The sequence below is a fragment of the Mycobacterium kiyosense genome, from assembly GCA_021654635.1.
Classification (GTDB): Bacteria; Actinomycetota; Actinomycetes; order Mycobacteriales; family Mycobacteriaceae; genus Mycobacterium; species Mycobacterium kiyosense.
In genome coordinates this window covers 568,109-590,576 of record AP025179.1, presented here as the reverse complement: position 1 = coordinate 590,576, position 22,468 = coordinate 568,109, and the positions used below count along the sequence as shown (strand labels likewise).

The following is a 22,468-nucleotide window of genomic DNA, read 5'->3' as shown; positions in this document are numbered from 1 at the left end:
TAACTGTCGAGGCGGTCAATTGGGTGCTGTACGCCACAATTGCTCCCGTCCTGACCACGGCTGACCAGCATTTCTCCGGCTCGCCACGATTGCGGGCGAACTGGTTCAGCAGCTTACTGAATATGATTTTCATTAACAACTTGGGGGCTCATCTCTGCTCCTCGGGTGTCGGTGGCGGCCAGGTCTCCGGCAGCATCGGCACCACCGGTCCCGATCCGAACTCGTCGCCGGGCAGTGCGGCCAACCCGGCAGCTGCAGCCGTCCCGGCGCCGACCGTCCCGGAAAATCCCAGCGGTCCCGCGCCCCGCTCCGATGCCACCGGCGCAGCGTCCGGCTCAGGATCGGCGCTCAGGTACTCGAAGCGATGGCCGCGATCCTGCACGGCCGCCCGGCGGCGCCGGCGCCCGCGGGCCTGTTCCTTCGCGGCTGCGGTAACGACCGCCGGTGCAGAGGCTGCATCCGGCTCGGCGGCTTTGCGGCCGGCGCTGGACTTCGCCGTCGAGCCGGCGCCCATTCCCGGCCCGCCGACCAGATAGGGGTAACCGGCCCCCCGCACCCGGCGGCGCCGGGGGCGGCGGGGGCGGGGACGCCGTGCTGGCCGGGGCCGGCGCGCGCTGGACGGCGCCGGTGTCGGCGCCGGCGCGGGGTTGCGGCACCCGTGCCGAGCGGAGAACCGCCGTCGCGGGCGGACCGGCCGCCGGTGACACCGGTACCGGCACGGCCGCCGGCGGGTTGCCGGCACCGATCCCGGCCAGCCCGCCCAGACCGGCCAGGCCGGCCAAGCCGAGACCGGCCGGCGGTAGCCCGAGCGCCAGCGGCACGGGCGGCTGCAGCTGCGGGAAGGTGCTGATCGCCTCGCCCGCATGCCCGATCTCGTCGGCCACCAGCAGCGGCAGGTCGTTGTCCAGCTGCGCGAGGGCAGCCGACGGATTCTCCGGAAACTCCTCGATGTCCCTGGCCAGGGTGTCGGTGATCTCGGTGACGCGATTCAGCCACCAACTCAATTGCGTCGGGTCGCCGCCGTCGTTGTCGACGATGCCGCCATCGTCGTCTCCGTCGTCGGTGTCACCGTCGTCGGCCGCCTCGATCTGCGGAGCCGGATCGGCCGCCGACGCCGGCGCCGCGGTAGCGCCGGTGGCATCGGTAGCCGCTTGATACGCGGTCATGGTGCCGGCCGCCTGAATCCACATCCGGACGTAGTCGGCCTCGTTGACCGCGAGGGGAATCGTGTTGATCCCGAAGAAGTTCGTGGCGAGCAGCGCGGCATGCGTCGCGTGGTTGGCGGCCAACTCCGCCAGGGTCGGCATGGCGGCCAGGGCCGCGACATACGCCGTCGCGGCAGCCTCGTGCCGGGCGGCCGCCGCTGCGCTGGTGACAGCGGAGCGCTGCAACCACGCCAGGTAGGGCCCGTGCGCCGCCGCGTACCGGGCGGCGGTCGGACCGTCCCAGGCGCCGGACTGCACGGCCGCCAGCACGGCGGCGAGTTCGTCGGCCACCGCGGTGTACTCCGAACTCAGCGAGTTCCAGGCCTGCGCGGCCGCGAGCAGCCCGGCAGGACCCGGCCCGGTGTTCAGCAGGGCCGAGTGGGTCTCGGGTGGGAACGCCATCCAGACCGGCACGTATTAGTTGTCGGTGCCCGCACTGGGGTAGTTCCCGGAGCACCGAGAATTCCTGCCAGCCGCACAGGAAACTCCTACCTGGACGGCGGCATCACGGTTTGGTCGCGCTGACCAGCGTGTTGCGGGCGAACATCGCCGCCGCCTGCGAATCCGGCCCCGGGATCGGCCGGCCCACCTCGCGCAGGTAGTCGTTGAGCGGCGTGCCGATCGCCGTCCAGCCGTGCTGACCGAACCATTCGGCGGCCGGCGCGCACTGCTCGTTGTAGACCAGTTGGAAGAACGGGCGCCGGCCGCGGTCCGGGTTGGCACGCTCCTCGGCGATCCTGGCCTCGAACTCATCCGGCGGAAGCGGGGCGCCGTCCTCCACCGCGACGTGGCTGCCCGGGGCGGCCAGCGCGTCGATGCCGGTGAACAGCTGCTCCTCCGCGGCGGCCGGGAGGTAGATCAACAGTCCCTCGGCGATCCAGGCGGAAGACTTGGTGGAGTCGAAGCCGTTGTCCTGCAACGCCTGCGACCAGTCGTCGCGCAGGTCGACGGCGATTTCGCGTCGTTGCGCTCGCGGTTGCACGCCGTGCTCGGCCAGCACCTGCCGCTTGAATTCGAGCACCTGCGGCTGATCCAGCTCGAATACCGTCGTCCCGTCCGGCCACGGCAGCCGGTAGGCCCGGGAGTCCAGGCCGGCGGCCAGGATCACCACCTGCCGGGCACCGGCCGCCGCGGCACGCTCGAAATATGCGTCGAAGTACTTGGTGCGGCCGGCCTGGAAGTTGACGAAGTGCTGACCGAAATCGTCGCTCTTCAGCTCGTGGTCGGGCGCGTTTCCGTCCAGCACGTCGGCCCAGGTGCCACCGACGGCGCGACAGAACATCTCGGCGTACGGGTCGACCACCAGCGGTTCGGGCTTCTGGGCCTCCAGCGCCCGAGCGGTCGCGACGAACAGCGCCGTCGAACCGACGCTCGTGGTGATGTCCCAGGTGTCACGTTCACTTCGCACCCGACCGACTCTACGCGTCCGCCGGGTGGTCAGCGGTGGTCCGTCTCCCAGGACTGGGGCAGCATGGGTACCGTTGGGCCACTGCCGAATTCATCGTCCGCAAGCGTCGCCAGCCCGACGGCGTCAGCGGCCGGCTCGTTGCGAACCGTGCCGGCAAAACCGAGGTTTCCGGCGCCGCGATCGGAGGCCACCGCGACGAGTTCGGGTGCGTCCGGGGCGTCCCACTGCGGGTCGACGTCGATGTTCATGTCCACGAACTCGTTGCCGTGGCCGCGCTGCGTGGTGCGCCCGCGCCGGCGCCGGCGGGCCGCCGCGCGGGCTTCTGCCGCGGCCGCCGCGGCCGCCGAGTCGGGCTCCGACGCCGAGCGTTTGGCGCCGGCGGCGGCACTCATCCCCGACCCGAATTCGACGCCGGGACCGCCACCCACCAGAAATGGGAAGCCGAACCCGGCCCCAGCTGGAGCCGGGGGCGGGGCCGGGGCGGCGCTGCTGACCGAACTGGTCATGGTCGGCGCCGTCGTGGCCGGCGCTGCGGGCGCGGCCGATGCGACGACGGAGGGGGCCGAGGACGCGACCGCAGGCAATGTCGGCGCCGCGGCCGCCGGCGGCACGATCGCGGGCGGCAGCGCGGGCTGGATCGCCCCCAGACCCGCCAGGCCCGACAGGCCCGACAGCGACCCCAGGTTGGCGATGGCTCCGCTGATCGCCACCGCCAGCAACTGCGGGGATTGGCCGACGGCTTGCAGCGCCTGCGCGACGTGGGTCGGCCAGTCGAACTCGGCGAGCTCCACCAGGTACTCGAACGCCGCGGCGGGATTGGTGAACAGCTGCTGCACGAACGTCTGGAACTGCTGGCCGAATTCCAGCGAGCGGGCCACCCACCACAGCGGTTGCGTCGCATCGGCGTAGTCGTGCATGTGCACGCCGTTGAGGGTGCCTTCCAGGGGATCCCAGTCGATCTGCCCGTTTGTCACCAGCCGGAGCAGGTCCGCGACGAGGTAGTCGAGCGCAGTGGGGTCCCCGTGATCGTGGTCTTCGTGACCGTCCTCGCCTTCGTGCTCTTCCTCATGGTCATGGTCGTCATGGTCATGGTCGTCTTCGGCGAGCACGATCTGCGGTGCCGCACTGCTCTGGGGCGTGGCCCCCAGCGCGGCACCGGATACGGTGTCGTAGGTTGCCATCGCGGTGGCCGCCTGAACCCACATGCGGGCGTAGTCGGCCTCGTTGAGCGCGATCGGGATGGTGTTGATCCCGAAAAAGTTGGTGGCCACCAGCACCCCGTGGATGGCGTGGTTGGCGGCCAGTTCGGCCAGCGTGGGCATGGCGGCCAGCGCCGTCGTGTAAGCGGCGGCGGCGGTTTCGTGCTGGGCGGCCGCGGTCAGGCTGTTGGCGCCGGCCTGCGTCAGCCAGGCCAGGTAGGGGACGTGCGCGGCGAGGTACTGTTCGGCGCTCGGTCCTTGCCAGGCTCCGCCCTGCACGGCACCGAGCACCGTGACGAGTTCGTCGGCGACCTCGGTGTACTCGGAGCCCAGCCACGACCAGGCGGCCGCGGCCGACAGCAACGAGCCCGGGCCCGGGCCGCTACTGAGCAGCGCCGAATGCACTTCGGGCGGCGACGCCATCCACATCAGCATCGCTCACCCCCGCGAATAGATGAGAATGATTTTCATTATCAGCTATTCGACACCACTGTGCGTCGCCGCGCAAGTCCTCTCCGGACTGCCGGCGTCAGGTCCGGGAGAAACTCAGATGAGCGGTCGACCGGCCTTGATGCGCCGATCGAGGTCCCACAGCAGCACGTTGAACGGGAAGTGGCGGACGAACCGCGGCATCAGCCCGTTCTTGATCCGCACCACCATCATCAGCTGGTCGAACAGGCGTTGTCGGCGCTCGTCCCAGGGAAAACCCATCTCGTCGCGGAACCGTTGCGGCAGAAAGCCGCTGGTGATCAGCAGGGCAAGGCTCTCCGGGACCACGGTCAGCAAACCGGGCAGGGGCAGCCGCTTAATCCGCGCGACCGCAATCGGATAGAGGTACTCACGGACGGCGTCGTCGATGTGCACCTTGGCCAGCGACTCCTGCCAATAACGGTCGAACGCGGCGCGGTCGGCCGGCCACATCTCCGGCGGCACCTGCAGGGTGGTGCCCAGCGCCATCCCCTCGCGGTAGTGGCGCTCGGCGTCTTCTTCACTGAGCTCCCCGACGAAAGTCCGGTAGACGTCGACCCCCCCTTTGTAGAGGCAGGCGGCAACCCAGAGCTGCAGTTCGGGGTCGAAGGCGTTGTACTGGACGGGACTGTCGGGCGTGGAACGGACTTGCGCATGCGCCCGGTTCACGGCGCGGCGAAAGGCCGCCTTCTGCGCGTCGGTGCCGGCGGTGGCCACAGCCAGGTAGGTGAAGGTGGTGCGTGCCCGCTTGATCGGATGCAGGTCGATACGTCCGCTTTCGACGCGACTCTCCATCACTCCGTACCCCACGCCGGGCCGCGCGAGCTGCATGATCACGTTGGCGGGCCCCGCCAGTAGCGCGACCCCCATCATCCCGTCGTCAACGCTCGGCCCCCACAGCCGCCGGGTTCGCCCGGATCGGGCCGGTTCTGCGACCGCCCGTTCGACGTGCCGAACCAGGTCCTGACTCATCTCAGGAGTTGCCATCCAACGACCCTTCTCGCCCTGCCGGGTCCGCAAATTCTGTTAACATTCGTTTCCAGATGTTTGTCGGTGCCCACCCGTGCTGTCAAGATGGGGGCCATGGGTTCCGATCACGCAGCTGCGAGCACGCGACCTTACCGCGGAGTGGACGCCGCAGCGCGCCTCGCCGAACGCCGCGGAAAGCTGCTCGCGGCCGGCCTCGAGCTACTCGGCGCGGTCCAGAAGGACTTGTCCGCGGTCACGGTGCGCGCGATCTGTCAGGAAGCCGGCGTGGCGACCAGATACTTCTACGAGAACTTCTCCGAGAAAGACGAGTTCATCGGGGCGGTTTTCGACTGGATCATCGCCGATCTGGCCGGCAAGACCCAGGCCGCGGTGCTGGCCGCGCCGGTAGCCGAACAGACCCGAGCCGGGATGGCCTACATCGTGAACACCATCTCCGACGATCCCCGGGTCGGCCGCCTGGTGTTCAGCACCCAACTCTCCGATCCGATGGTGATCCGCAAACGCGCCGAGTCCACCGCGTTGTTCGCGGTGCTGTCCGGGCAGTACGCCGCCGGAGCGCTGCACATCTCAGCAAACGAGCGGCTCAACATGGGCGCGCACTTCGCGGTGGGTGGCGTAGGTCAGGCGATCAGCGCCTGGCTGGACGGCAGCGTCAGGCTGGCGCCCGACGAACTGGTCGATCAGCTGACGTTGCTGGTGAGCGAATTGACCAGCCCGGGCCTGTACGGCCTCAAGGGAAAAGCGGAAGTTGCCACAGGCGCATCCCCGGATCCAGGAGCCAGCGACGCATCAGGGTGATCCGCATGATGCGCTGCGCACCGCTGATCAGCAACATTGCCATCGGCACCTCGATCAGCAACGCGGTGACCACCGACAGCCACACGTCGTCGGGCCCGGCGGTCATCAGGTCGAACCAGGCGTCGCAGATCAGCAACACCCCGCTGGTGAATGCGGTCAGCAGCAGCAACTGCCGGCGCAGGAAACCCAGCACGGCAGTCGCCAGCATGAACCCGACCAGCAGGATGTCGAAGCCCACCCAGGTGGCCGGCCAGTTGTGGGCGACGTAGTTGGGGGGCAGCGTCATCGACAGGTACCCGATCCAGGGCACCAGGGCCATCGAACCGCTGACGATCAGCCCGAGGTTGATCCGCCGCCGCCGACCCAGCTCGGCGGGTTCGACCAGCTCGCTCAACGGTTGCTCGAGCCGCGAGATCAGCTCCTTGCGCTGCGCCGGGGACAGCGCCGCAATCTGCTCTTCGCTCAGGATGTGCTGTGTCACACCCGAAGACTGTCACACTCGACGGCTAGTGGCCGACGGCCACCGGCGGCCGCCGGTCGGCCGCGGTCTTGGGCACCGCCGGGGTGTCGGCTTCATTGAATTCCCTTATCCAGCAAGCGAACTCAAGCATGATGCCGTCGGGATCCTGGAAGTAGAAAGACCGCACGTAGACGCCGGGATGAACCGTCGCCGCCACCTGCATAGGGCTCTCGTCGTGATTGAGCACCGGGCCGACCCGCACCCCCTTGTCCTTCAGCCGCTGCCGATACGCGTCGAATTTGTCCGCCGGCACGTGGAAGGCGAGATGGTTCATCGTGCTCACCGCGCTGGTGATGTCGCCTAGCCCCGGCAGCGCCCCGGGCGAACTGATCCCGGGCCCGGTCGGCGGCCTCGGTGAACCAGAAGAATGCGACGCAGTCGCCGTTGCCGGCGTCGAAGAAGAAGTGCTGACCCGCACCCCCGGGCAGATCGAGCGACTTGATCAGCGGCATACCCAGGATGTTGCTGTAGAAGTCCACGGTGCGCGCCATGTCCGAACACACCAGGGCGACGTGGTTGATGCCGCCGAGCTCGAACTCGGTGTTGGTGTTGTGCGGCTTGATCATCGCCCGCCTCCCTACCTAAGATCCAAACCTGAATCTAACATCAGATTCAGGTTTGTGGGAGGTGCGTGACATGACGAGCGCGGCCGACCACTCCGAAACTCTGCCCAGGCTTCCCACCCACCGTGGCCGGCGCACCCAGGCCGCAATCGACGCCGCCGCGCGAAAAGTGATCGCACGCAAGGGGATTCTGGCGACGACGATTGCCGATATCGCCGCCGAGGCGGGGCGGTCGGCGGCGTCGTTCTACAACTACTACGACTCCAAAGAGGCGATGGTGCGCCAATGGGCGCTGCGCTTCCGCGACGAAGCCGGCCAGCGCGCCGTCTCGGTGACCCAGCACGGTCTGTCGGAGCGCGACCGTGCGCACCAGGCCGCCGCCGCGCACTGGCACACCTACCGGCACCGTCTCGCCGAGGTGATCAGCATCTCGCAGCTGGCGATGGTCAGCGACGACTTCGCCGAACACTGGGCCCAGATGTGCTCGATCCCAGTCTCTTTCATCGCCGAATCGGTCAGACGTGCTCAGGCGCAGGGTTATTGCCCCGACGACGACCCACAGCTGATGGCCGAGGCGATCGTGGCGATGTTCAACCAGTTCTGCTACCTCCAGCTCACCCGGTCCACGGAGCCCGACGACCAAGCGTGCATCCAGACCCTGGCCAACATCTACTACCGGGCCATTTACAGCGAGGAGGGTCGCTCTTGACCGACGTCGTTCGCGAATTCATCGGGCTGCCGTCGCCGACCGCCGGGCGAGCCGGTGCCGGCGGGCATCCCTGCCAGGGCCTCTATCACCATGCCGCGGGGCATCGTCCGAAGGTGGCGGTGATCGCCACGCATTACCAGATCGACTTCTCCGAGCACTACATCGCCGAGTACCTGGCCAACCGCGAGATCGGGTTCCTGGGCTGGAACACCCGGTTCCGGGGCTTCGAGAGTAGTTTCCTGCTCGACCACGCGCTGGTCGACATCGGGGTCGGCGTGCGCTGGCTGCGCGAGATCGCCGGCGTGGAAACTGTTGTTCTGCTGGGTAATTCGGGTGGTGGATCGTTGATGTCGGCCTACCAGTCCCAAGCGGTCGACCCGAACGTGACACCGCTGGCGGGCATGCGGCCCGCCGACGGGTTGACCGAGCTGCTCGCCGCCGACGGCTACGTCGCCACGGCCGCGCACCCGGGACGGCCCGACGTGCTGACCGCCTGGATGGACGGCGCCGTCGTCGACGAAAACGACCCCGTGGCAACCGATCCGGAGCTGGATCTGTTCTTCCAGCGGCCGCCGTACGCACCGGAGTTCGTCCAGCGATACCGAGCGGCGCAGGTGGCCCGCAATCACGCCATCACCGACTGGGCCGAATCGGAGCTCGAACGGGTCAAGGCGGCGGGTTTCTCCGATCGGCCGTTCACCGTGATGCGTACCTGGGCCGACCCGCGGATGGTCGATCCGACTCTCGAACCTACCAAGCGCCAAGCTAATTCGTGCTACGCCGGCACGCCGGTGCAGGCGAACCGGTCGGCCCGCGGTATCGCCGCCGCGACCACGCTGCGCAACTGGCTGGGCATGTGGAGCCTGCGCACCGCGCAGACCCGGGCCGAGCCGCACCTGGCCCGCATCACCTGCCCGGCGCTGGTGATCAACGCCGAGGCCGACACCGGCGTCTTCCCGTCGGACGCCAAGCGCATCTACGACGGGCTGGCCGGCGCCGACAAGTCCCAGGCCGCCGTCGACACCGATCATTACTTCACCACACCGGGCGCCCGCGACGAGCAGGCCGACATCATCGCCGAGTGGATCGGCAAGCGGTGGGGCTGACCGCCTCGCCGAAGCCGGGAGACAGCCTGGGCCTCCGTCGGCCACCGTTGGCCCCCAACCGACCGGTTGTTAGCTTAAAGGGTGCCCGGCCGCAACGGCCTCGAGAGCAACGGGAAGGCGACCAATGCCGATCGCGATAAACCCTGAACACCAAGCCCTGGCCGACTCGGTGCGGTCCCTGGTGGCGCGGGTGGCGCCCTCGGAGGTGCTGCACGAGGCGATGGAGACGCCGGTGCAGAACCCGCCGCCGTACTGGCAGGCCGCTGCCGACCAGGGACTGCAAGGCGTGCACCTAGCCGAATCGGTTGGCGGCCAGGGCTACGGCATCTTGGAGCTGGCCATCGTGCTGGCCGAATTCGGCTACGGCGCGGTGCCCGGGCCGTTCGTGCCGTCGGCGATCGCCAGCGCATTGATCGCCGCACACGACCCCAAGGCCGAGGTACTCGCCGAACTGGCCTCGGGGGCGGCCATCGGCGCCTACGCGCTGGATTCGACCATGACCGCCACCCGCCAGGGGCCGGAAGGCAGCCAGGTTCTGGTGATCCGCGGCGAAGTCCGGGCGGTGCCCGCCGCGGCACAGGCGTCGATCCTGGTGCTGCCGGTGGCCATCGACAGTGGCGAGGAGTGGGTGGTGCTGCGCGCCGACCAACTCGAGATCGAGCCGGTGCAAAGTGTCGACCCGCTGCGTCCGGTGGCGCACGTGCGCGCCAACGCCGTCGAGGTCGGCGACGACATGGTGCTGGACAACCTGAGCATGACGGCCGCGCACGCGCTGATGACGACACTGCTGTCGGCCGAGGCGGTGGGTGTGGCGCGCTGGGCCACCGACACCGCGTCGGGTTACGCCAAAATCCGCGAACAGTTCGGCCGGCCGATCGGGCAATTCCAGGCCATCAAGCACAAGTGCGCGGAGATGGTCGCCGACACCGAGCGGGCCACCGCCGCGGTGTGGGACGCCGCCCGCGCGCTGGACGAGGACAGCGAGCACATCGAGTTCGCGGCGGCGGTGGCGGCCACGTTGGCGCCGGCGGCGGCGCAGCGCTGCACGCAGGACTGCATCCAGGTGCACGGCGGCATCGGCTTCACCTGGGAGCACGACACCAACGTGTACTACCGCCGGGCGCTGATGCTGGCCGCCTCCTTCGGCCGCAGCACGGAGTATCCGCAGCGGGTGGTGGACACCGCGACCACCACCGGCATGCGCGCGGTGGACATCGACTTAGATCCCGAAACCGAGCAGCTGCGCGACGAAATCCGGGCCGAGGTCGCCGCCTTGAAGGAGATGGACCGCGACGCTCGCACCGTCGCGATCGCCGAGGCGGGTTGGGTGCTGCCGTATCTGCCCAAGCCGTGGGGGCGGGCGTCGGGGCCGGTCGAGCAGGTCATCATCGCCCAGGAGTTCACCGCCGGCCGGGTCAAGCGGCCACAGGTGGGCATCGCGGCGTGGATCATCCCGTCCATCGTCGCGTTCGGCACCGAGGAACAGCAGCAGCGCTTCCTGCCCCCCACCTTCCGCGGCGAAATGGTCTGGTGCCAACTGTTCTCCGAGCCGGGCGCCGGATCCGACCTGGCCGGGCTGACGACGAAGGCCACCCGGGTGGACGGCGGCTGGCGCATCACCGGCCAGAAGATCTGGACCACCGCGGCGCAGTTCTCGCAGTGGGGCGCACTGCTGGCCAGGACGGACCCGAACGCTCCGAAACACAACGGCATCACCTATTTCCTGCTCGACATGAAGAGCGAGGGCGTGACGGTCAAGCCGCTCAAGGAACTCACCGGGCAGGAGTTCTTCAACACCGTCTACCTCGACGACGTGTTCGTGCCCGACGAGTATGTGCTGGGCGAGGTGAACCGGGGCTGGGAGGTCAGCCGCAATACCCTCACCGCCGAACGGGTTTCAATCGGTGGCAGCGACCTGAACTTCCTGGCCAGCCTGCCCGCGTTCGTCGAGTTCGTCCGGGACGGACAGTTCGACCAGGTCGCCCGGCACCGCGCGGGCCAGCTGATCGCCGAAGGCCATGCCGCCAAGGTGCTCAACCTGCGTTCCACCCTGCTGACGCTGGCCGGTGGCGATGCGATGCCGTCGGCGGCGATCTCCAAGCTGCTGTCGATGCGGACCGGTCAGGGCTACGCCGAATTCGCGGTGTCGTCCTTCGGCACCGACGCCGTGATCGCGGATCCCGAACAGCCGCAAGGCAAGTGGAACGACTACCTGTTGTCCAGCCGCGCCACCACGATCTACGGCGGCACCTCCGAGGTGCAGCTCAACATCATCGCGGAGCGGTTGCTCGGCCTGCCCCGCGACCCTTAGGCCGCGGGACGTCGCCCAGCCGGGTTCACCACCACCAGTTCCACAAGTTTCGGTGACCCCACCAGCCGCCCGGGAACCAGCCGCCGCGGCCCATACCGCCGCCGCCCCAGCCGCCGTGGCGCCAGCCCAAACCGTGGCCACCCCAGCCGTGGCCGCCCCAGCCAGGGCCGCCCCAACCGTGGCCACCCCAGCCATGACCTCCCCGCCGTGCCCGCCCCAGCCGTGCCCGGGGCGCTCGGGCAGGTCCGCGGCGCCATGCGGACCGGACAGAGCCGGTGCGACGACGGCCGGGCCGGGCGGCGCGGCCTGCGCCACGGCAGTGCCGCCGAACAGCGGACCACCGAACAGCAGAGTGGTAGCCAGCACACCGGCGCCGATGGCCCCGGTTGCCGCGGTACGCACCGAACGCAATGACCTCATGGGGACCCCTTTCACGATCTTCCACCTGACCAAGAAAACGGTATACGTAAATGCTGTTGGCAAACAATACGAAATAGAAATATCTGACCTGTAAATTTGTTGAACGTCTGCACCAATACTGATCTCAGCAGCCTGCTAACCACCAATTATGGGGTACTGATCCGTGTATTTACTATTTCGCTGAACTACTGAGCTCATTATCTCATCACCACAAATCGTCTCAATAGATCGTTTTTATCGGATTAGCAGCAAATTATTCTGATGATGCACAGACAATGCCAAGGTTGGCCCCTTACACTGACTTACTGACTCGTCCCGGGCAGGAAGGTCGTCGCATGAGCATCAACCCAACCCACCAGTCGCAGGCCGAGGACGGCGCGCCGACGGAGCGGTTTGCCAACTTTCGCCGGCCCCAAGTCCCCCCACTGCGCGAGTCGCCGACCGTCGACCATCGGCGCCGCGAACCACCCGCACGGACCCAGCGGACCCGCCGCACCGTCGACCTGCTGCCGGGCACCCACCGGGCTCTGGACATCTGGCAGCGCGAAGCCGCAGACCGGCTCGGGGTGGCGCGGGTGACCGGCCAAGAAGTGATCAACGCGCTCATCGAGCAGTTGCTCGTCGATCCCAAACTCTCGGCCCAGATCACCCGCGCGATCCAGGCCCGCCGCTGAATTCCGAGTCGAAGCGCAACGAGCGCAGCCGGCTACTCCGAGTCGGCTGAGTCCTCGCCGTCGGCGACCTCGGACTTGGCGTCCTCGGAATCGGACCCGCCCTCGTCCGAACCCTTTTCCTCTGCCTGGAGTTTCTTGGCCTCGTCCTTGGCTTTGTCCTTGTCCTCGACGTCCAGATCGCGCAGTTCGCGCTTGAGGATCTTTCCGGTCGGGTTGCGGGGCAGCTCGTCGAGGAAGACCACTTCCCGCGGCACCTTGTAGCGGGCCAGGTTTTCCCGCACGTAGTGCTTCACGGCGTCCTCGTCGAGGTCGGCGCCCTCCTTCTTGACCACGAACGCGCGCAGCCGGTGACCCCACTCCTTGTCCTCGACACCGATCGCGGTGGCCTCCACCACGTGTTCGTGCCCGCTGATCAGGTCCTCGACCTCGGCCGGGAACACGTTCTCACCGCCCGAGACGATCATCTCGTCGTCGCGGCCGCTGACGTAGAGCAGTCCGTCCTCGTCGAAATAGCCGACGTCGCCCGACGACATCAGGCCGTCGATGATCTGCTTGTGCCCGCCGCCGGTGTAGCCCTCGAACGGGAACGCGTTGCCGACGAAGATCCGCCCGACCTCGCCCTGCGGCTTCTCCTTACCGTTGTCGTCGAGAATCTTCACCTTCACACCCTTGACCACCGGTCCCACCGTCGCCGGGTTCTTCTCCAAGTCCTCGGGACGGGCGATGGTCGCGAAGGCGATCTCGGTCGAGCCGTACATGTTGTAGATGACGGGGCCGAAGTCCTTCAGCGCACGGGTGGCCAGCTCGGCCCCCAGCTGGGATCCGGACACGAAGATGATCTTCAAGTGGGACAGGTCGGGCTTCTTGTCCATCTTCTCGATCGCGTCCAGCAGCCGCGACAGCATCACCGGCACCACGACCATCGCCGTCGCCTGGTACTTCGCCAGGTCCTCGAGCACCAGCGGCGGCTTGAACTTACGGCGCAGGATCAGCGTGGACCCCAAGAACATCGCGATGGTGGCGTGCAGATAGCCCAGGGCGTGGAACATGGGCGCCGGCAACGAGGTGATCTCGTTCGCCTTGAACGGAACATGCGACAGGATGCCGCCGACCGGCGCCAGCGTCGGCGGAGTGCTGCGGTTGGCGCCCTTCGGGGTGCCGGTGGTTCCGCTGGTCAAAATGATGATCGAGGCGTGCTTGTCGGCCTTGGGCGCCGGCTCCTTGCTGCTGCGCTCGATCAGCTCGGCAAGGGTCTCGTCCGTGCTGCCCGAGTCCTCGTCGCTGTCCGGGTTGGTGCCCAGCGCCCGCAGCTTGCCGAGTTCGGGCTCGGCTTTGCTGACGACCTTGGTGTACTCGTCGTCATAGATGATCACCTTGGCGCCTTCGCGCTCGGAGACCTCTTTGACCTGCGGGCCGGAGAATTCGCTGTTGAGCAGGATGATGCGGGCGCCCACGCGGGCGGCGCCGTAGTTGGCGATCAAGAACCAGCGCGTGTTGCGCGCCAGGATCGCAACACCGTCCCCGGCCTTGACGCCCATCTCGATCAGCCCGTTGGCCACCGCGTGCGCGGCCTCGTCGAGCTCCCGGTAGCTGAATTCGCCGTCTTCGTCGATGCATGCCGCCCGGTCCGGGGTGCGCGCGGCATTGAGCGCCGGCAACATGCCGAATTCACCCCATTTGAGGATGCCGCTGGCCATCGTGGCGGTCTTGAGCGGCGACTCCAGCTTGAACGCGCCCGACTCGAAGATCTTGCGTACGTAGTGCAGTTCGGCGGCACCGCGTTCAACGTATTGCTGGATTTTTCCGACGCCGGGCAGGTCGCTGAGGTTAGGCATGTTCCTCACCATATGTGACGGAGGTCGCAAAACGACCAGTGGTTTCCACGTAATTACCATCGACTTCCATGACCAAACCCGTGTCGCTGGACGTGGACGGGCGCGAGGTCACCGTCACCCTCCCCGACAAGATCGTCTTTCCCGACGCGGGCATCACCAAGCTCGATCTGATCCGCTACTACCTGGCGGTGGCCGAGGGGGCGCTGCGCGGGGTGGCCGGCCGTCCGATGATCCTCAAGCGCTTCGTCAAGGGCATCTCCGAGGAGGCGGTCTTTCAGAAGCGGGCACCGGCTAAGCGCCCGGACTGGGTGGACGTCGCCACCCTGCGCTACGCGTCCGGAACGTCCGCCGACGAGGCCGTCATCCACGACGCGGCCGGGCTGGCCTGGGTGATCAACCTGGGCTGCGTGGACCTCAATCCGCACCCGGTCCAGGCCGGCGACCTCGACCACCCCGACGAGCTGCGGGTCGACCTGGACCCGATGCCCGGGGTCTCTTGGCAGGGCATCGTCGACGTGGCCCAGGTGGCCCGCGAGGTTCTCGAGGATCACGGGCTGACCGCGTGGCCGAAGACGTCGGGGTCACGCGGTTTCCATATCTACACCCGGATCGCGCCGCGCTGGCCGTTCAGCAAGGTGCGACTGGCGGCGCAAACGGTCGCCCGCGAGGTTGAGCGCCGGGTCCCCGAGCTGGCGACGAGCCGCTGGTGGAAGGAGGAACGCGAAGGGGTGTTCGTCGACTTCAACCAGAACGCCAAGGACCGCACCGTTGCCTCGGCCTACTCGGTGCGGGCCACCCCGGATGCGCGGGTGTCCACACCGCTGCACTGGGACGAGGTCGCCGGCTGCCGCCCGGAGCGGTTCACCCTGGCCACCGTGCCGAGCCGGTTCGCCAACCTGGGTGACCCGTGGACGGGTATGGACTCGACCACCGGCAGCCTGGACCGGCTGCTGGCGCTGGCCGAGGAACTTGGCCCGCCGGAGAAGGCGCCACGGGGCGCGAGGAAGCCTGGGCAGGGCACCGACGGCAGGCGGGTGTCGTCGATGCCGCTCATCGAAGTCGCCCGAACCAAGACCAAGGACGAGGCGATGGCCGCGTTGGATACCTGGCGCGGCCGCCACCCCGCGGCGGCCGAGCGGCTGCATCCGGCCGACGTGCTGGTCGACGGGATGCGCGGGCCCAGTTCGATCTGGTACCGGATCCGGGTCAACCTGCAGCATGTGCCACCGGAGCTACGTCCGCCCCAGGAGGAACTGATCGCCGATTACTCACCCTGGCACGGCTACTCACCCAAACGTGCCTCCGAGTAGTAAGGCCACGTAACTGACGGCCCGGTAAGACACGCGATACTCTCCTGCTGTGCAGCAGGCATGGAGTCGGCGGGGGGTTCTTGCAGGTCGTCGGGGCCGCGGGACTGCTCGGCGCAAGCGCTGCGGCGGTTACGGCGGGATGTTCGGGCTCCCAAGCCGGCGCCGGGATCGCCCGGCGGTGGAGCGGTGACGGTGACCCACCTGTTCGGTCAGACCGTCGTCAAGGAACCGCCCAAGCGGGTGGTCAGCGCCGGTTACACCGAGCAGGACGATCTGCTCGCCGTGGGTGTGGTACCCATCGCGGTGACCAACTGGTTCGGCGACCAGCCCTTCGGCGTCTGGCCCTGGGCGCAGCCGAAACTCGCTGCGGCACAACCGGTTCTGCTCAATTTGGAGAACGGGATCCAGGTCGACCAGATCGCCGGTCTCAAGCCCGACCTGATCGTGGCGACCAACGCCGGCCTAGATGCCGACACCTACCAGAAACTGTCCAACATCGCCCCGACCATCGCCCAGTCCGACGGCGACGCCTTCTTCGAGCCGTGGAAAGACCAGGCCACCACGATCGGCCAGGCGGTGTTCCAGTCCGCGCAGATGAAGTCGTTGGTCGACGCGGTCGACAGCAAGTTCAAGGACGTCGGCCAGAAGAACCCGTCCTGGAAGGGCAAGAAAGCGTTGTTGCTGCAGGGCCGGCTGTGGCAGGGCACGGTGGTCGCGACGACGGCGGGCTGGCGGACCGAATTCCTGGAGCAGATGGGTCTCGTCGTTGCCGACAGCATCAACGCCTATGCCACCGACCACCGCGCGGCCATCCCCCGCGACCACATCAAGGAGGTGCTCGATTCCGCCGACGTGGTGATCTGGACGACGGAGAGCCCCGACGACGAGCAGGCGCTGCTGGCCGATCCCGAGGTGGCGGCCTCCCAGGCGACCGCGCAGAAACGGCATGTCTTCACCTCCAAGGACCTGGCCGGCGCGATCGCCTTCGCATCGCCACTGAGCTACCCGGTGGTCGCCGACCAACTGCCGCCACAGCTGGCAAAAATCCTGGGCTGACCGACCCGGACTTGAGCGTTCGTTAAGGCAGCTCTGGCAGTGCTCGAAAGTTCCTCGCCCGCTTGCGCTCGCGGAGTTACCGTCGAGTAATGAGTGTGACAGAGATCACCGACATCCCGGGGGACCTGGTCGTGACCAGCACCGTACTCGACTACGGCGACCACGCGTTGCTGCTGCAATGCGACAGCACCGCCGACGTTCTGGCCTGGACCGATGCGTTGCACGCAGCGCGGCTACCCGGTGTCGTCGACATCGTCCCGGCCTCGATGACCGTACTGGTGAAGCTGGCTGCGCCGCGTTTTCAGGCTGCCACCCGGCGGCGGCTGCGCAAATTACGGGTGGTGCCCGCCACCGAACCCGATGCTGGCGACCCCGCGGATGACGTCGTCATCGACGTCGTCTACGACGGACCGGATCTGGCCGAGGTCGCCGAACTCACCGGCCTGAGCACCGCCCAGGTGATCAACGCCCACACCAGCAGCCGCTGGCGGGTGGGCTTCAGCGGGTTCTCGCCGGGGTTCGCCTACCTGATCGGCGGCGACGAGCGACTCCGGGTGCCGCGCCGCGCCGAACCGCGAACCTCGGTTCCGACCGGAGCGGTGGGTCTGGCCGGCGAATTCAGCGCGGTCTATCCGCGCCGATCACCCGGCGGTTGGCGGCTGATCGGCCACACCGACGCGGTGTTGTGGGATATCGACAAACCCGATCCGGCGCTGCTCACGCCCGGCACCTGGGTCCGGTTCCGGGCGACGTAGGAGGATCGATCGCGATGACGACGCTGGAAATCCTGCGCACCGGACCGCTGGCGGTGGTGCAGGACCTCGGCCGGGCCGGTCTGGCCCACCTCGGCGTCGGCCGCTCCGGGGCCGCCGACCGTCGATCCCACACCCTGGCGAACCGGTTGGTGGCCAACCCCGACGACCGGGCCACCGTCGAAGTGACGTTCGGCGGATTCTCGGCGCGGGTGCGCGGCGGCGACCTCGACATCGCGGTGACCGGGGCCGACACCGAGCCGACCGTCAATGGAAAGATGTTCGGCACCAACAGCATTCAGCACGTACGCGACGGTGAGGTGATCTCGCTGGGCACGCCGCGGGCCGGGCTGCGCAGCTACCTGGCGGTGCGCGGTGGCATCTGCGTGACGCCGGTGCTGGGTTCGCGTAGCTACGACGTGATGGCGGCCATCGGACCGCTACCGCTGCAGGCCGGCGACGTGGTGCCGGTCGGCGAACACAGCAACGAGTACCCCGAACTCGACCAGGCACCGGTGGCCGCGATCGAAAAACACATCGTCGAGCTGATGGTGATCCCCGGACCCCGCGACGACTGGTTCGTCGACCCGGACGCCCTGGTGCACACCGTCTGGATGGCCTCGGACCGCAGCGACCGGGTGGGCATGCGACTGGAGGGGCGCCCCATCGTGCACCGCTGGCCGGACCGGCAACTGCCCAGCGAGGGCACCACCCGGGGCGCAATCCAGGTGCCGCACAGCGGGTTACCGGTGATCCTGGGACCCGATCACCCGATCACCGGCGGCTACCCCGTGATCGGGGTAGTGATCGACGAGGACATCGACAAGGCGGCCCAGGTGCGGCCCGGCCAGTACGTGCGGATGCACTGGGCGCGGCCGCGGTCGTGACGCCCGTCTGAAACTCCGGCGCGCAGCGGTGGTAGACAAGGACCGTGCACACCGCACGCCTGGTACACACCGCCGATCTCGACAACGACACGCGCCAGCGCACCCACCGGATGCTGACCGAGGCGTTCGCCGGTGACTTCACCGACAGCGACTGGGACCATACGCTCGGCGGCATGCATGCGCTGATCTGGCATCACGGGGCGATCATCGCGCACGCCGCGGTGGTGCAGCGCCGGCTCGTCTACCAGAACAGCGCGCTGCGCTGCGGCTACGTCGAAGGTGTTGCGGTGCGCGAAGATTGGCGCCGCAAGGGACTGGTGAACGCGCTGCTGGACGGCGTCGAACAAGTGATGCGAGGCGCCTACCAACTCGGTGCGCTGAGCTCCACCCGCGCCGCGCGGGGCCTGTACTCGGCCCGCGGCTGGCTGCCGTGGCTCGGCCCCACCTCCGTGCTCGCACCCACCGGTCCGACCCGTACCCCCGACGACGACGGGACGGTGTTCGTGCTCCCGGTGAGCGTCAGCCTGGACACCTCCGCCGGACTCATGTGCGATTGGCGTGACGGCGACGTCTGGTAAAGGGTCTGGTACGTAGGCCTCACAGGCCCTCCGGTACTGCGGTGAGCGAAAGTTCACAGTCGGCGTCACCCGCAGAAGCGCCCGGGCAACAAAGGATTCCTAGCGTCACCGGCAAGGTCTTCAGCAGCCCGTTAGGAGTCTCCCTTGTCCGCCATGCTCGCGCGCCGTTCGCACACCATTTCCGATTGGGATCCCGAGGACGAGGTGGCGTGGGAAGGCGGTAACAAGTTCGTCGCGCGGCGCAATCTGATCTGGTCGGTGGCCGCCGAGCACGTGGGCTTCTCGATCTGGTCCACCTGGTCGGTGATGGTGCTGTTCATGCCGGCTTCGGTGTACGGCTTCTCCGCGGGCGACAAGTTCCTGCTGGGGGCGACCGCGACGCTGGTCGGCGGCTGCCTGCGCTTCCCCTACACGTTCGCCACGGCGAAGTTCGGGGGCCGCAACTGGACGGTCTTCTCCGCGCTGGTGCTGCTGATTCCCACCGTCGGCAGCATCTTTCTGCTGGCCAACCCGGGGTTGCCGCTGTGGCCGTTTTTGGCCTGCGCCGCGCTGGCCGGACTCGGCGGCGGCAACTTCGCCTCCTCGATGACCAACATCAACGCCTTCTACCCGCAACGACTCAAGGGGGCGGCGCTGGCACTGAATGCGGGCGGCGGCAACCTCGGCGTCCCGGTGATCCAACTGGTCGGCCTGCTGGTGATCGCGACTGCCGGTGACCGCCAACCCTATTGGGTTTGCGCTGTGTACCTGGTGCTGCTGGCCGTCGCCGGTATCGGCGCCGCGGTGTTCATGGACAACCTGCAGCAGTACCGCATCGAGATGACCACCATGCGCGCGGTGCTGGCCGAGCCGCACACCTGGCTGATCGCGCTGCTCTACATCGGCACCTTCGGTTCGTTCATCGGCTTCTCCTTCGCCTTCGGGCAGGTGCTGCAGATCAACTTCGTCGCCAGCGGGCAGAGCACCGCCAAGGCATCGCTACATGCCGCCCAGATCGCTTTTCTGGGACCGCTGCTGGGTTCACTGTCCAGGGTGTACGGCGGCCGGTTGGCTGATCGCGTGGGCGGCGGCCGGGTGACCCTCGGCGCATTCTGCGGAATGATTCTGGCCGCCGGAATCCTGGTCGGTGTAAGCACTTTCGGTGAGCAGCACGCCGGGCCCGCGCCGGCCGCACTGATGATCGGCTACATCGCGGGATTCGTGGCCCTGTTCATCTTGTCCGGAATCGGCAACGGCTCGGTGTACAAGATGATTCCGTCGATCTTCGAGGCTCGCAGCCACTCACTCCCGTTGAGCGAGAACGAACGTCGGCTGTGGTCACGCTCTATGTCCGGCGCCCTGATCGGCCTTGCCGGTGCCGTCGGCGCGCTCGGCGGCGTCGGGGTCAATCTCGCGCTCCGCCAATCGTATTCGAGCAGTGGAACCGCCACCTCGGCGTTCTGGGCGTTCGTGGGTTTCTACATCGCCGCCTCGGTGCTGACGTGGCTGATCTACGTGCGCAGGCCGCTCACCGTACGCGCCGCCGCTAGTTTGGCGTACGTGTAATTCACGCGCGCTTGACCCCGGCGTTGCCGTCAGTGCCGTTGGCCCCATCGAACTCGGGTGTGGCGGCGCCGTCTGATCCCGCGGAACCGTTGTGCGGGTTGGGTCCCAACCCCACGCCGGCGGCCCCGCCGCTGCCCGCGCCACCCCGCGAACCGCCGGTCCCGCCCGCGCCGCCGTCCCCAACGCTGCCCGCCGCACCGTCCCTGCCGAACAACCCGCCGCGTGCGCCGGCACCAGCCCGACCACCCTCGCCCCCGTTGCCGCCGTCGCCACCACGACCGGCATCGCCACCATCGCCGCCGGAGCCGCCGACCGCAGCGCCGGCGGGACTACCGGCAGTGCCGCCCGCAGCGCCGTCCCCACCGTTGCCGCCGAACCCGCCGCCGCCGCCGGCGCCACCGGCACCCCGTGCCCGCCGGCCCCGCCATTGCCGACCAACCACCCGCCGACACCGCCGTTTCCGCCCGCTCCGCCGGCGGCTCCCGCGCCGCCTTGCCCGCCCCCGCCGCCGTCGCCACCGGATCCGCCGTTGCCGCCGTAGGCGTTGCCGGCGGAACTGTACGCGGCGTTCGTGGAGGCCGAGTCGATGGACGAGTGCCCACCGCCGGCGCCCCCGGCACCACCCGCGGAACCGCTGCCGCCGAAGCCGCCGATACCTCCGTGGCCACCGTCGCCGCCGTTGCCTACCAGCAACCCGCCGCGGCCCCCGTCGCCGCCGGCGCCGCCGGCGCTACCGCCCTGCCCGGTCAAACCCACACCGCCGACGCCGCCGCTGCCACCAGACCCGGCGATCGCGGCGCCGCCGAGGGCGCGGGCGTATCCGGCCTGCCCACCGTCACCGCCGTCGGCCCCGCCGGCACCTCCAACACCGCCGTCGCCCCCACGGCCGGAGACTGCTCTGGCCGCCGGCAACTCCTTACCCTGCGTCGCGTCGGCGTTCCCGCCGCTACCGCCGCTACCGCCGTTGACGCCAGCGCCACCTGGTTGACCGGATGCGCCATCGCCGGCGGTGAGATTTCCGGCCTTGTCGGTGAGACCATCGTGGCCGGAAGCGCCGGTCAGGTTCGGGTCGGTGGTTGATGCCGGGTTGTGGGCGTTCGCGCCGGCCATGCCAGCCCCGCCGTGGCCGCCGCGACCGCCCGCGCCCCACAGCCCGGCATTGCCGCCCGCCCCGCCGTGACCACCAGCCATGGCGATCGACGTCGCGGCCCCGCCGTCGCCGCCGCGGCCGCCGTGGCCGAAGAGCCATCCGCCGCTGCCACCCGCGCCGCCGTTTGCGCCGGCACCGCCGGTGCCGCCTCTGCCGCCGTTGCCGATCAGCCCGGCCGCGCCGCCACCCCCGGCCCGGCCGTCCGCACCCGACCCGCCGTTGCCGCCGTTGCCCAGCAGGATTCCGCCTGCACCGCCGTTGGCCCCGAGCCCGGTGCGGCGTCCGCGCCGTTGCCGATCAGCGGCCGGCCCACCAGTGCTTCGGTGGGCGCGTTGACCACGTCGAGGAGCTGGCGCAATGGCGACGCGAAGGCCGCCTCGGCGGTGGCATAGGTGGTCGCATTCGAAGCGAGGACCTCGACGAACTGGTCGTGAAACGCGGAGAGCCGAGTCGACACAAGCTGATACGCCTGGGCATGCCCGGAGAACAGCGCCGCCACGGCCAGCGACACCTCATCGGCGCCGGCGGGCAGCAGCGCCGTCGTCCGAGCTGCCGCCTCAGCATTTGCCCAACGAACGGTGGAACCGATACCGGACACGTCGGCCGCTGCCGACCAAAGTGCTTCAGGGGCAACAGTTAAATACGACATCGTGCCCGATCCCCTTCGCTGGGTGGATGACGTTACCGAGGCGCCATCCCACCTTGACCCGCTGCACGAGGCGCGTCCCTAGCGCGCCTGGAGGATTTTGCGGATGAAATTTTCTCCCCCTATTGGCGGGAAGGCGCGCTGGGCCGACCTGCCGAGAACATCGAAACCAGCTTTGGCGCAGCCATTTCGCCGCGCTGTCCGGGTCCCGATGGCACGTGCCCCTGGGACGCCGCCGCTTCGGCGGGTGCAATGAGAGTGCGCAGCGGTCCGACTCGCCCGCGTGTGATCCAGGTCGCTTTGTCAGTGACCTTGCAGAGAACTGGGACGCAACTGGC

The 22,468-nt window shown here is 68.5% G+C and carries 16 protein-coding genes and 4 pseudogenes; 12 read left to right on the top strand and 8 right to left on the bottom strand.

Features of this window, described 5'->3' with window-relative positions; genetic code table 11:
- Positions 1 to 148: 148 nt before the first annotated feature.
- The 4 genes and pseudogenes from L6444_RS02760 to L6444_RS02745 all read right to left on the bottom strand — a co-directional run bounded on the left by L6444_RS02760 (position 149) and on the right by L6444_RS02745 (position 5,267).
- Positions 149 to 1,607: pseudogene (locus L6444_RS02760) on the bottom strand (PPE family protein).
- A gap of 103 nt (positions 1,608 to 1,710) precedes the next feature.
- A complete protein-coding gene (locus L6444_RS02755) occupies positions 1,711 to 2,613 on the bottom strand; it encodes a class I SAM-dependent methyltransferase (RefSeq protein WP_236980295.1) in 903 nt (300 codons plus the stop codon).
- Positions 2,614 to 2,642: 29 nt separating this feature from the next.
- Positions 2,643 to 4,247: a PPE family protein gene (locus L6444_RS02750; RefSeq protein ID WP_236980293.1), complete on the bottom strand. Its 1,605-nt coding sequence runs from the start codon at positions 4,245 to 4,247 to the stop codon at positions 2,643 to 2,645.
- 111 nt (positions 4,248 to 4,358) lie between these two features.
- Complete coding sequence (locus L6444_RS02745; protein ID WP_236980291.1) at positions 4,359 to 5,267, bottom strand: oxygenase MpaB family protein; 909 nt, start codon at positions 5,265 to 5,267, stop codon at positions 4,359 to 4,361.
- A gap of 96 nt (positions 5,268 to 5,363) precedes the next feature.
- Between L6444_RS02745 and L6444_RS02740 the strand changes: the two genes are divergently transcribed.
- Entirely contained in the window at positions 5,364 to 6,068 is a 705-nt protein-coding gene (locus tag L6444_RS02740) for a TetR/AcrR family transcriptional regulator (RefSeq protein WP_236980283.1), read from the top strand.
- Here the strand turns inward: L6444_RS02740 and L6444_RS02735 are convergent.
- The gene (locus L6444_RS02735; protein ID WP_236980282.1) at positions 6,001 to 6,549 is read right to left on the bottom strand and encodes a hypothetical protein; all 549 of its coding nucleotides are present in this window, start codon (positions 6,547 to 6,549) and stop codon (positions 6,001 to 6,003) included. The genes L6444_RS02740 and L6444_RS02735 overlap by 68 nt on opposite strands.
- Before the next feature lie 25 nt (positions 6,550 to 6,574).
- Positions 6,575 to 7,079, bottom strand: a pseudogene (locus L6444_RS02730) (VOC family protein).
- A 175-nt stretch (positions 7,080 to 7,254) separates the two neighbouring features.
- Between L6444_RS02730 and L6444_RS02725 the strand changes: the two are divergent.
- The 5 genes from L6444_RS02725 to L6444_RS02705 all read left to right on the top strand — a co-directional run bounded on the left by L6444_RS02725 (position 7,255) and on the right by L6444_RS02705 (position 12,371).
- On the top strand, positions 7,255 to 7,860 hold the full coding sequence (locus tag L6444_RS02725; RefSeq protein WP_236984608.1) for a TetR/AcrR family transcriptional regulator: 606 nt from the start codon (positions 7,255 to 7,257) through the stop codon (positions 7,858 to 7,860).
- Complete coding sequence (locus L6444_RS02720) at positions 7,857 to 8,966, top strand: lysophospholipase (protein ID WP_236980280.1); 1,110 nt, start codon at positions 7,857 to 7,859, stop codon at positions 8,964 to 8,966. The genes L6444_RS02725 and L6444_RS02720 overlap by 4 nt, the downstream gene beginning before the upstream one ends.
- 124 nt (positions 8,967 to 9,090) lie before the next feature.
- Positions 9,091 to 11,277 carry an acyl-CoA dehydrogenase gene (locus L6444_RS02715; protein ID WP_236980278.1) on the top strand — a complete coding sequence of 729 codons (2,187 nt, stop codon included), beginning with the start codon at positions 9,091 to 9,093 and terminating at the stop codon, positions 11,275 to 11,277.
- 207 nt (positions 11,278 to 11,484) lie between these two features.
- Positions 11,485 to 11,691, top strand: a complete 207-nt coding sequence (locus L6444_RS02710) for a hypothetical protein (RefSeq protein WP_236980276.1) — start codon at positions 11,485 to 11,487, stop codon at positions 11,689 to 11,691.
- Positions 11,692 to 12,032: 341 nt separating this feature from the next.
- Positions 12,033 to 12,371, top strand: a complete 339-nt coding sequence (locus tag L6444_RS02705) for an ATPase (RefSeq protein WP_236980275.1) — start codon at positions 12,033 to 12,035, stop codon at positions 12,369 to 12,371.
- Between the two features lie 32 nt (positions 12,372 to 12,403).
- On the opposite strand, the gene fadD2 is transcribed toward L6444_RS02705, so the two are convergent.
- Positions 12,404 to 14,206, bottom strand: a complete 1,803-nt coding sequence (gene fadD2 / locus L6444_RS02700; protein WP_370653067.1) for a long-chain-fatty-acid--CoA ligase FadD2 — start codon at positions 14,204 to 14,206, stop codon at positions 12,404 to 12,406.
- 68 nt (positions 14,207 to 14,274) lie between these two features.
- Between fadD2 and L6444_RS02695 the strand changes: the two genes are divergently transcribed.
- The 6 genes and pseudogenes from L6444_RS02695 to L6444_RS02670 all read left to right on the top strand — a co-directional run bounded on the left by L6444_RS02695 (position 14,275) and on the right by L6444_RS02670 (position 20,334).
- The gene (locus L6444_RS02695) at positions 14,275 to 15,516 is read left to right on the top strand and encodes a DNA polymerase domain-containing protein (RefSeq protein WP_236980272.1); all 1,242 of its coding nucleotides are present in this window, start codon (positions 14,275 to 14,277) and stop codon (positions 15,514 to 15,516) included.
- Positions 15,517 to 15,563: 47 nt separating this feature from the next.
- Positions 15,564 to 16,572 (top strand): annotated as a pseudogene (locus L6444_RS02690) (ABC transporter substrate-binding protein).
- 89 nt (positions 16,573 to 16,661) lie between these two features.
- Positions 16,662 to 17,327 carry a 5-oxoprolinase subunit B family protein gene (locus L6444_RS02685; protein WP_236980270.1) on the top strand — a complete coding sequence of 222 codons (666 nt, stop codon included), beginning with the start codon at positions 16,662 to 16,664 and terminating at the stop codon, positions 17,325 to 17,327.
- A gap of 14 nt (positions 17,328 to 17,341) precedes the next feature.
- Positions 17,342 to 18,211 (top strand): 5-oxoprolinase/urea amidolyase family protein, encoded by an 870-nt coding sequence (locus tag L6444_RS02680; RefSeq protein WP_236980268.1) that lies wholly within the window; start codon positions 17,342 to 17,344, stop codon positions 18,209 to 18,211.
- Positions 18,212 to 18,255: 44 nt separating this feature from the next.
- Positions 18,256 to 18,789: a GNAT family N-acetyltransferase gene (locus tag L6444_RS02675; protein ID WP_236980266.1), complete on the top strand. Its 534-nt coding sequence runs from the start codon at positions 18,256 to 18,258 to the stop codon at positions 18,787 to 18,789.
- A gap of 153 nt (positions 18,790 to 18,942) precedes the next feature.
- Positions 18,943 to 20,334, top strand: a complete 1,392-nt coding sequence (locus tag L6444_RS02670) for a nitrate/nitrite transporter (RefSeq protein WP_236984606.1) — start codon at positions 18,943 to 18,945, stop codon at positions 20,332 to 20,334.
- Between the two features lies 1 nt (position 20,335).
- Here the strand turns inward: L6444_RS02670 and L6444_RS30400 are convergent.
- A pseudogene (locus tag L6444_RS30400) lies at positions 20,336 to 22,133 on the bottom strand (PE family protein).
- Positions 22,134 to 22,468 lie beyond the last annotated feature (335 nt).

What these genes read in the sequence shown, in the direction of transcription:
- L6444_RS02750 (WP_236980293.1), bottom strand. Translation starts at nt 4,247, where the DNA reads ATGCTGATGTGGATGGCGTCGCCGCCCGAAGTGCATTCGGCGCTGCTC.
- L6444_RS02745 (WP_236980291.1), bottom strand. Translation starts at nt 5,267, where the DNA reads ATGGCAACTCCTGAGATGAGTCAGGACCTGGTTCGGCACGTCGAACGG.
- L6444_RS02740 (WP_236980283.1), top strand. Translation starts at nt 5,364, where the DNA reads ATGGGTTCCGATCACGCAGCTGCGAGCACGCGACCTTACCGCGGAGTG.
- L6444_RS02715 (WP_236980278.1), top strand. Translation starts at nt 9,091, where the DNA reads ATGCCGATCGCGATAAACCCTGAACACCAAGCCCTGGCCGACTCGGTG.
- L6444_RS02705 (WP_236980275.1), top strand. Translation starts at nt 12,033, where the DNA reads ATGAGCATCAACCCAACCCACCAGTCGCAGGCCGAGGACGGCGCGCCG.
- fadD2 (WP_370653067.1), bottom strand. Translation starts at nt 14,206, where the DNA reads ATGCCTAACCTCAGCGACCTGCCCGGCGTCGGAAAAATCCAGCAATAC.
- L6444_RS02695 (WP_236980272.1), top strand. Translation starts at nt 14,275, where the DNA reads ATGACCAAACCCGTGTCGCTGGACGTGGACGGGCGCGAGGTCACCGTC.
- L6444_RS02685 (WP_236980270.1), top strand. Translation starts at nt 16,662, where the DNA reads ATGAGTGTGACAGAGATCACCGACATCCCGGGGGACCTGGTCGTGACC.
- L6444_RS02680 (WP_236980268.1), top strand. Translation starts at nt 17,342, where the DNA reads ATGACGACGCTGGAAATCCTGCGCACCGGACCGCTGGCGGTGGTGCAG.
- L6444_RS02670 (WP_236984606.1), top strand. Translation starts at nt 18,943, where the DNA reads ATGCTCGCGCGCCGTTCGCACACCATTTCCGATTGGGATCCCGAGGAC.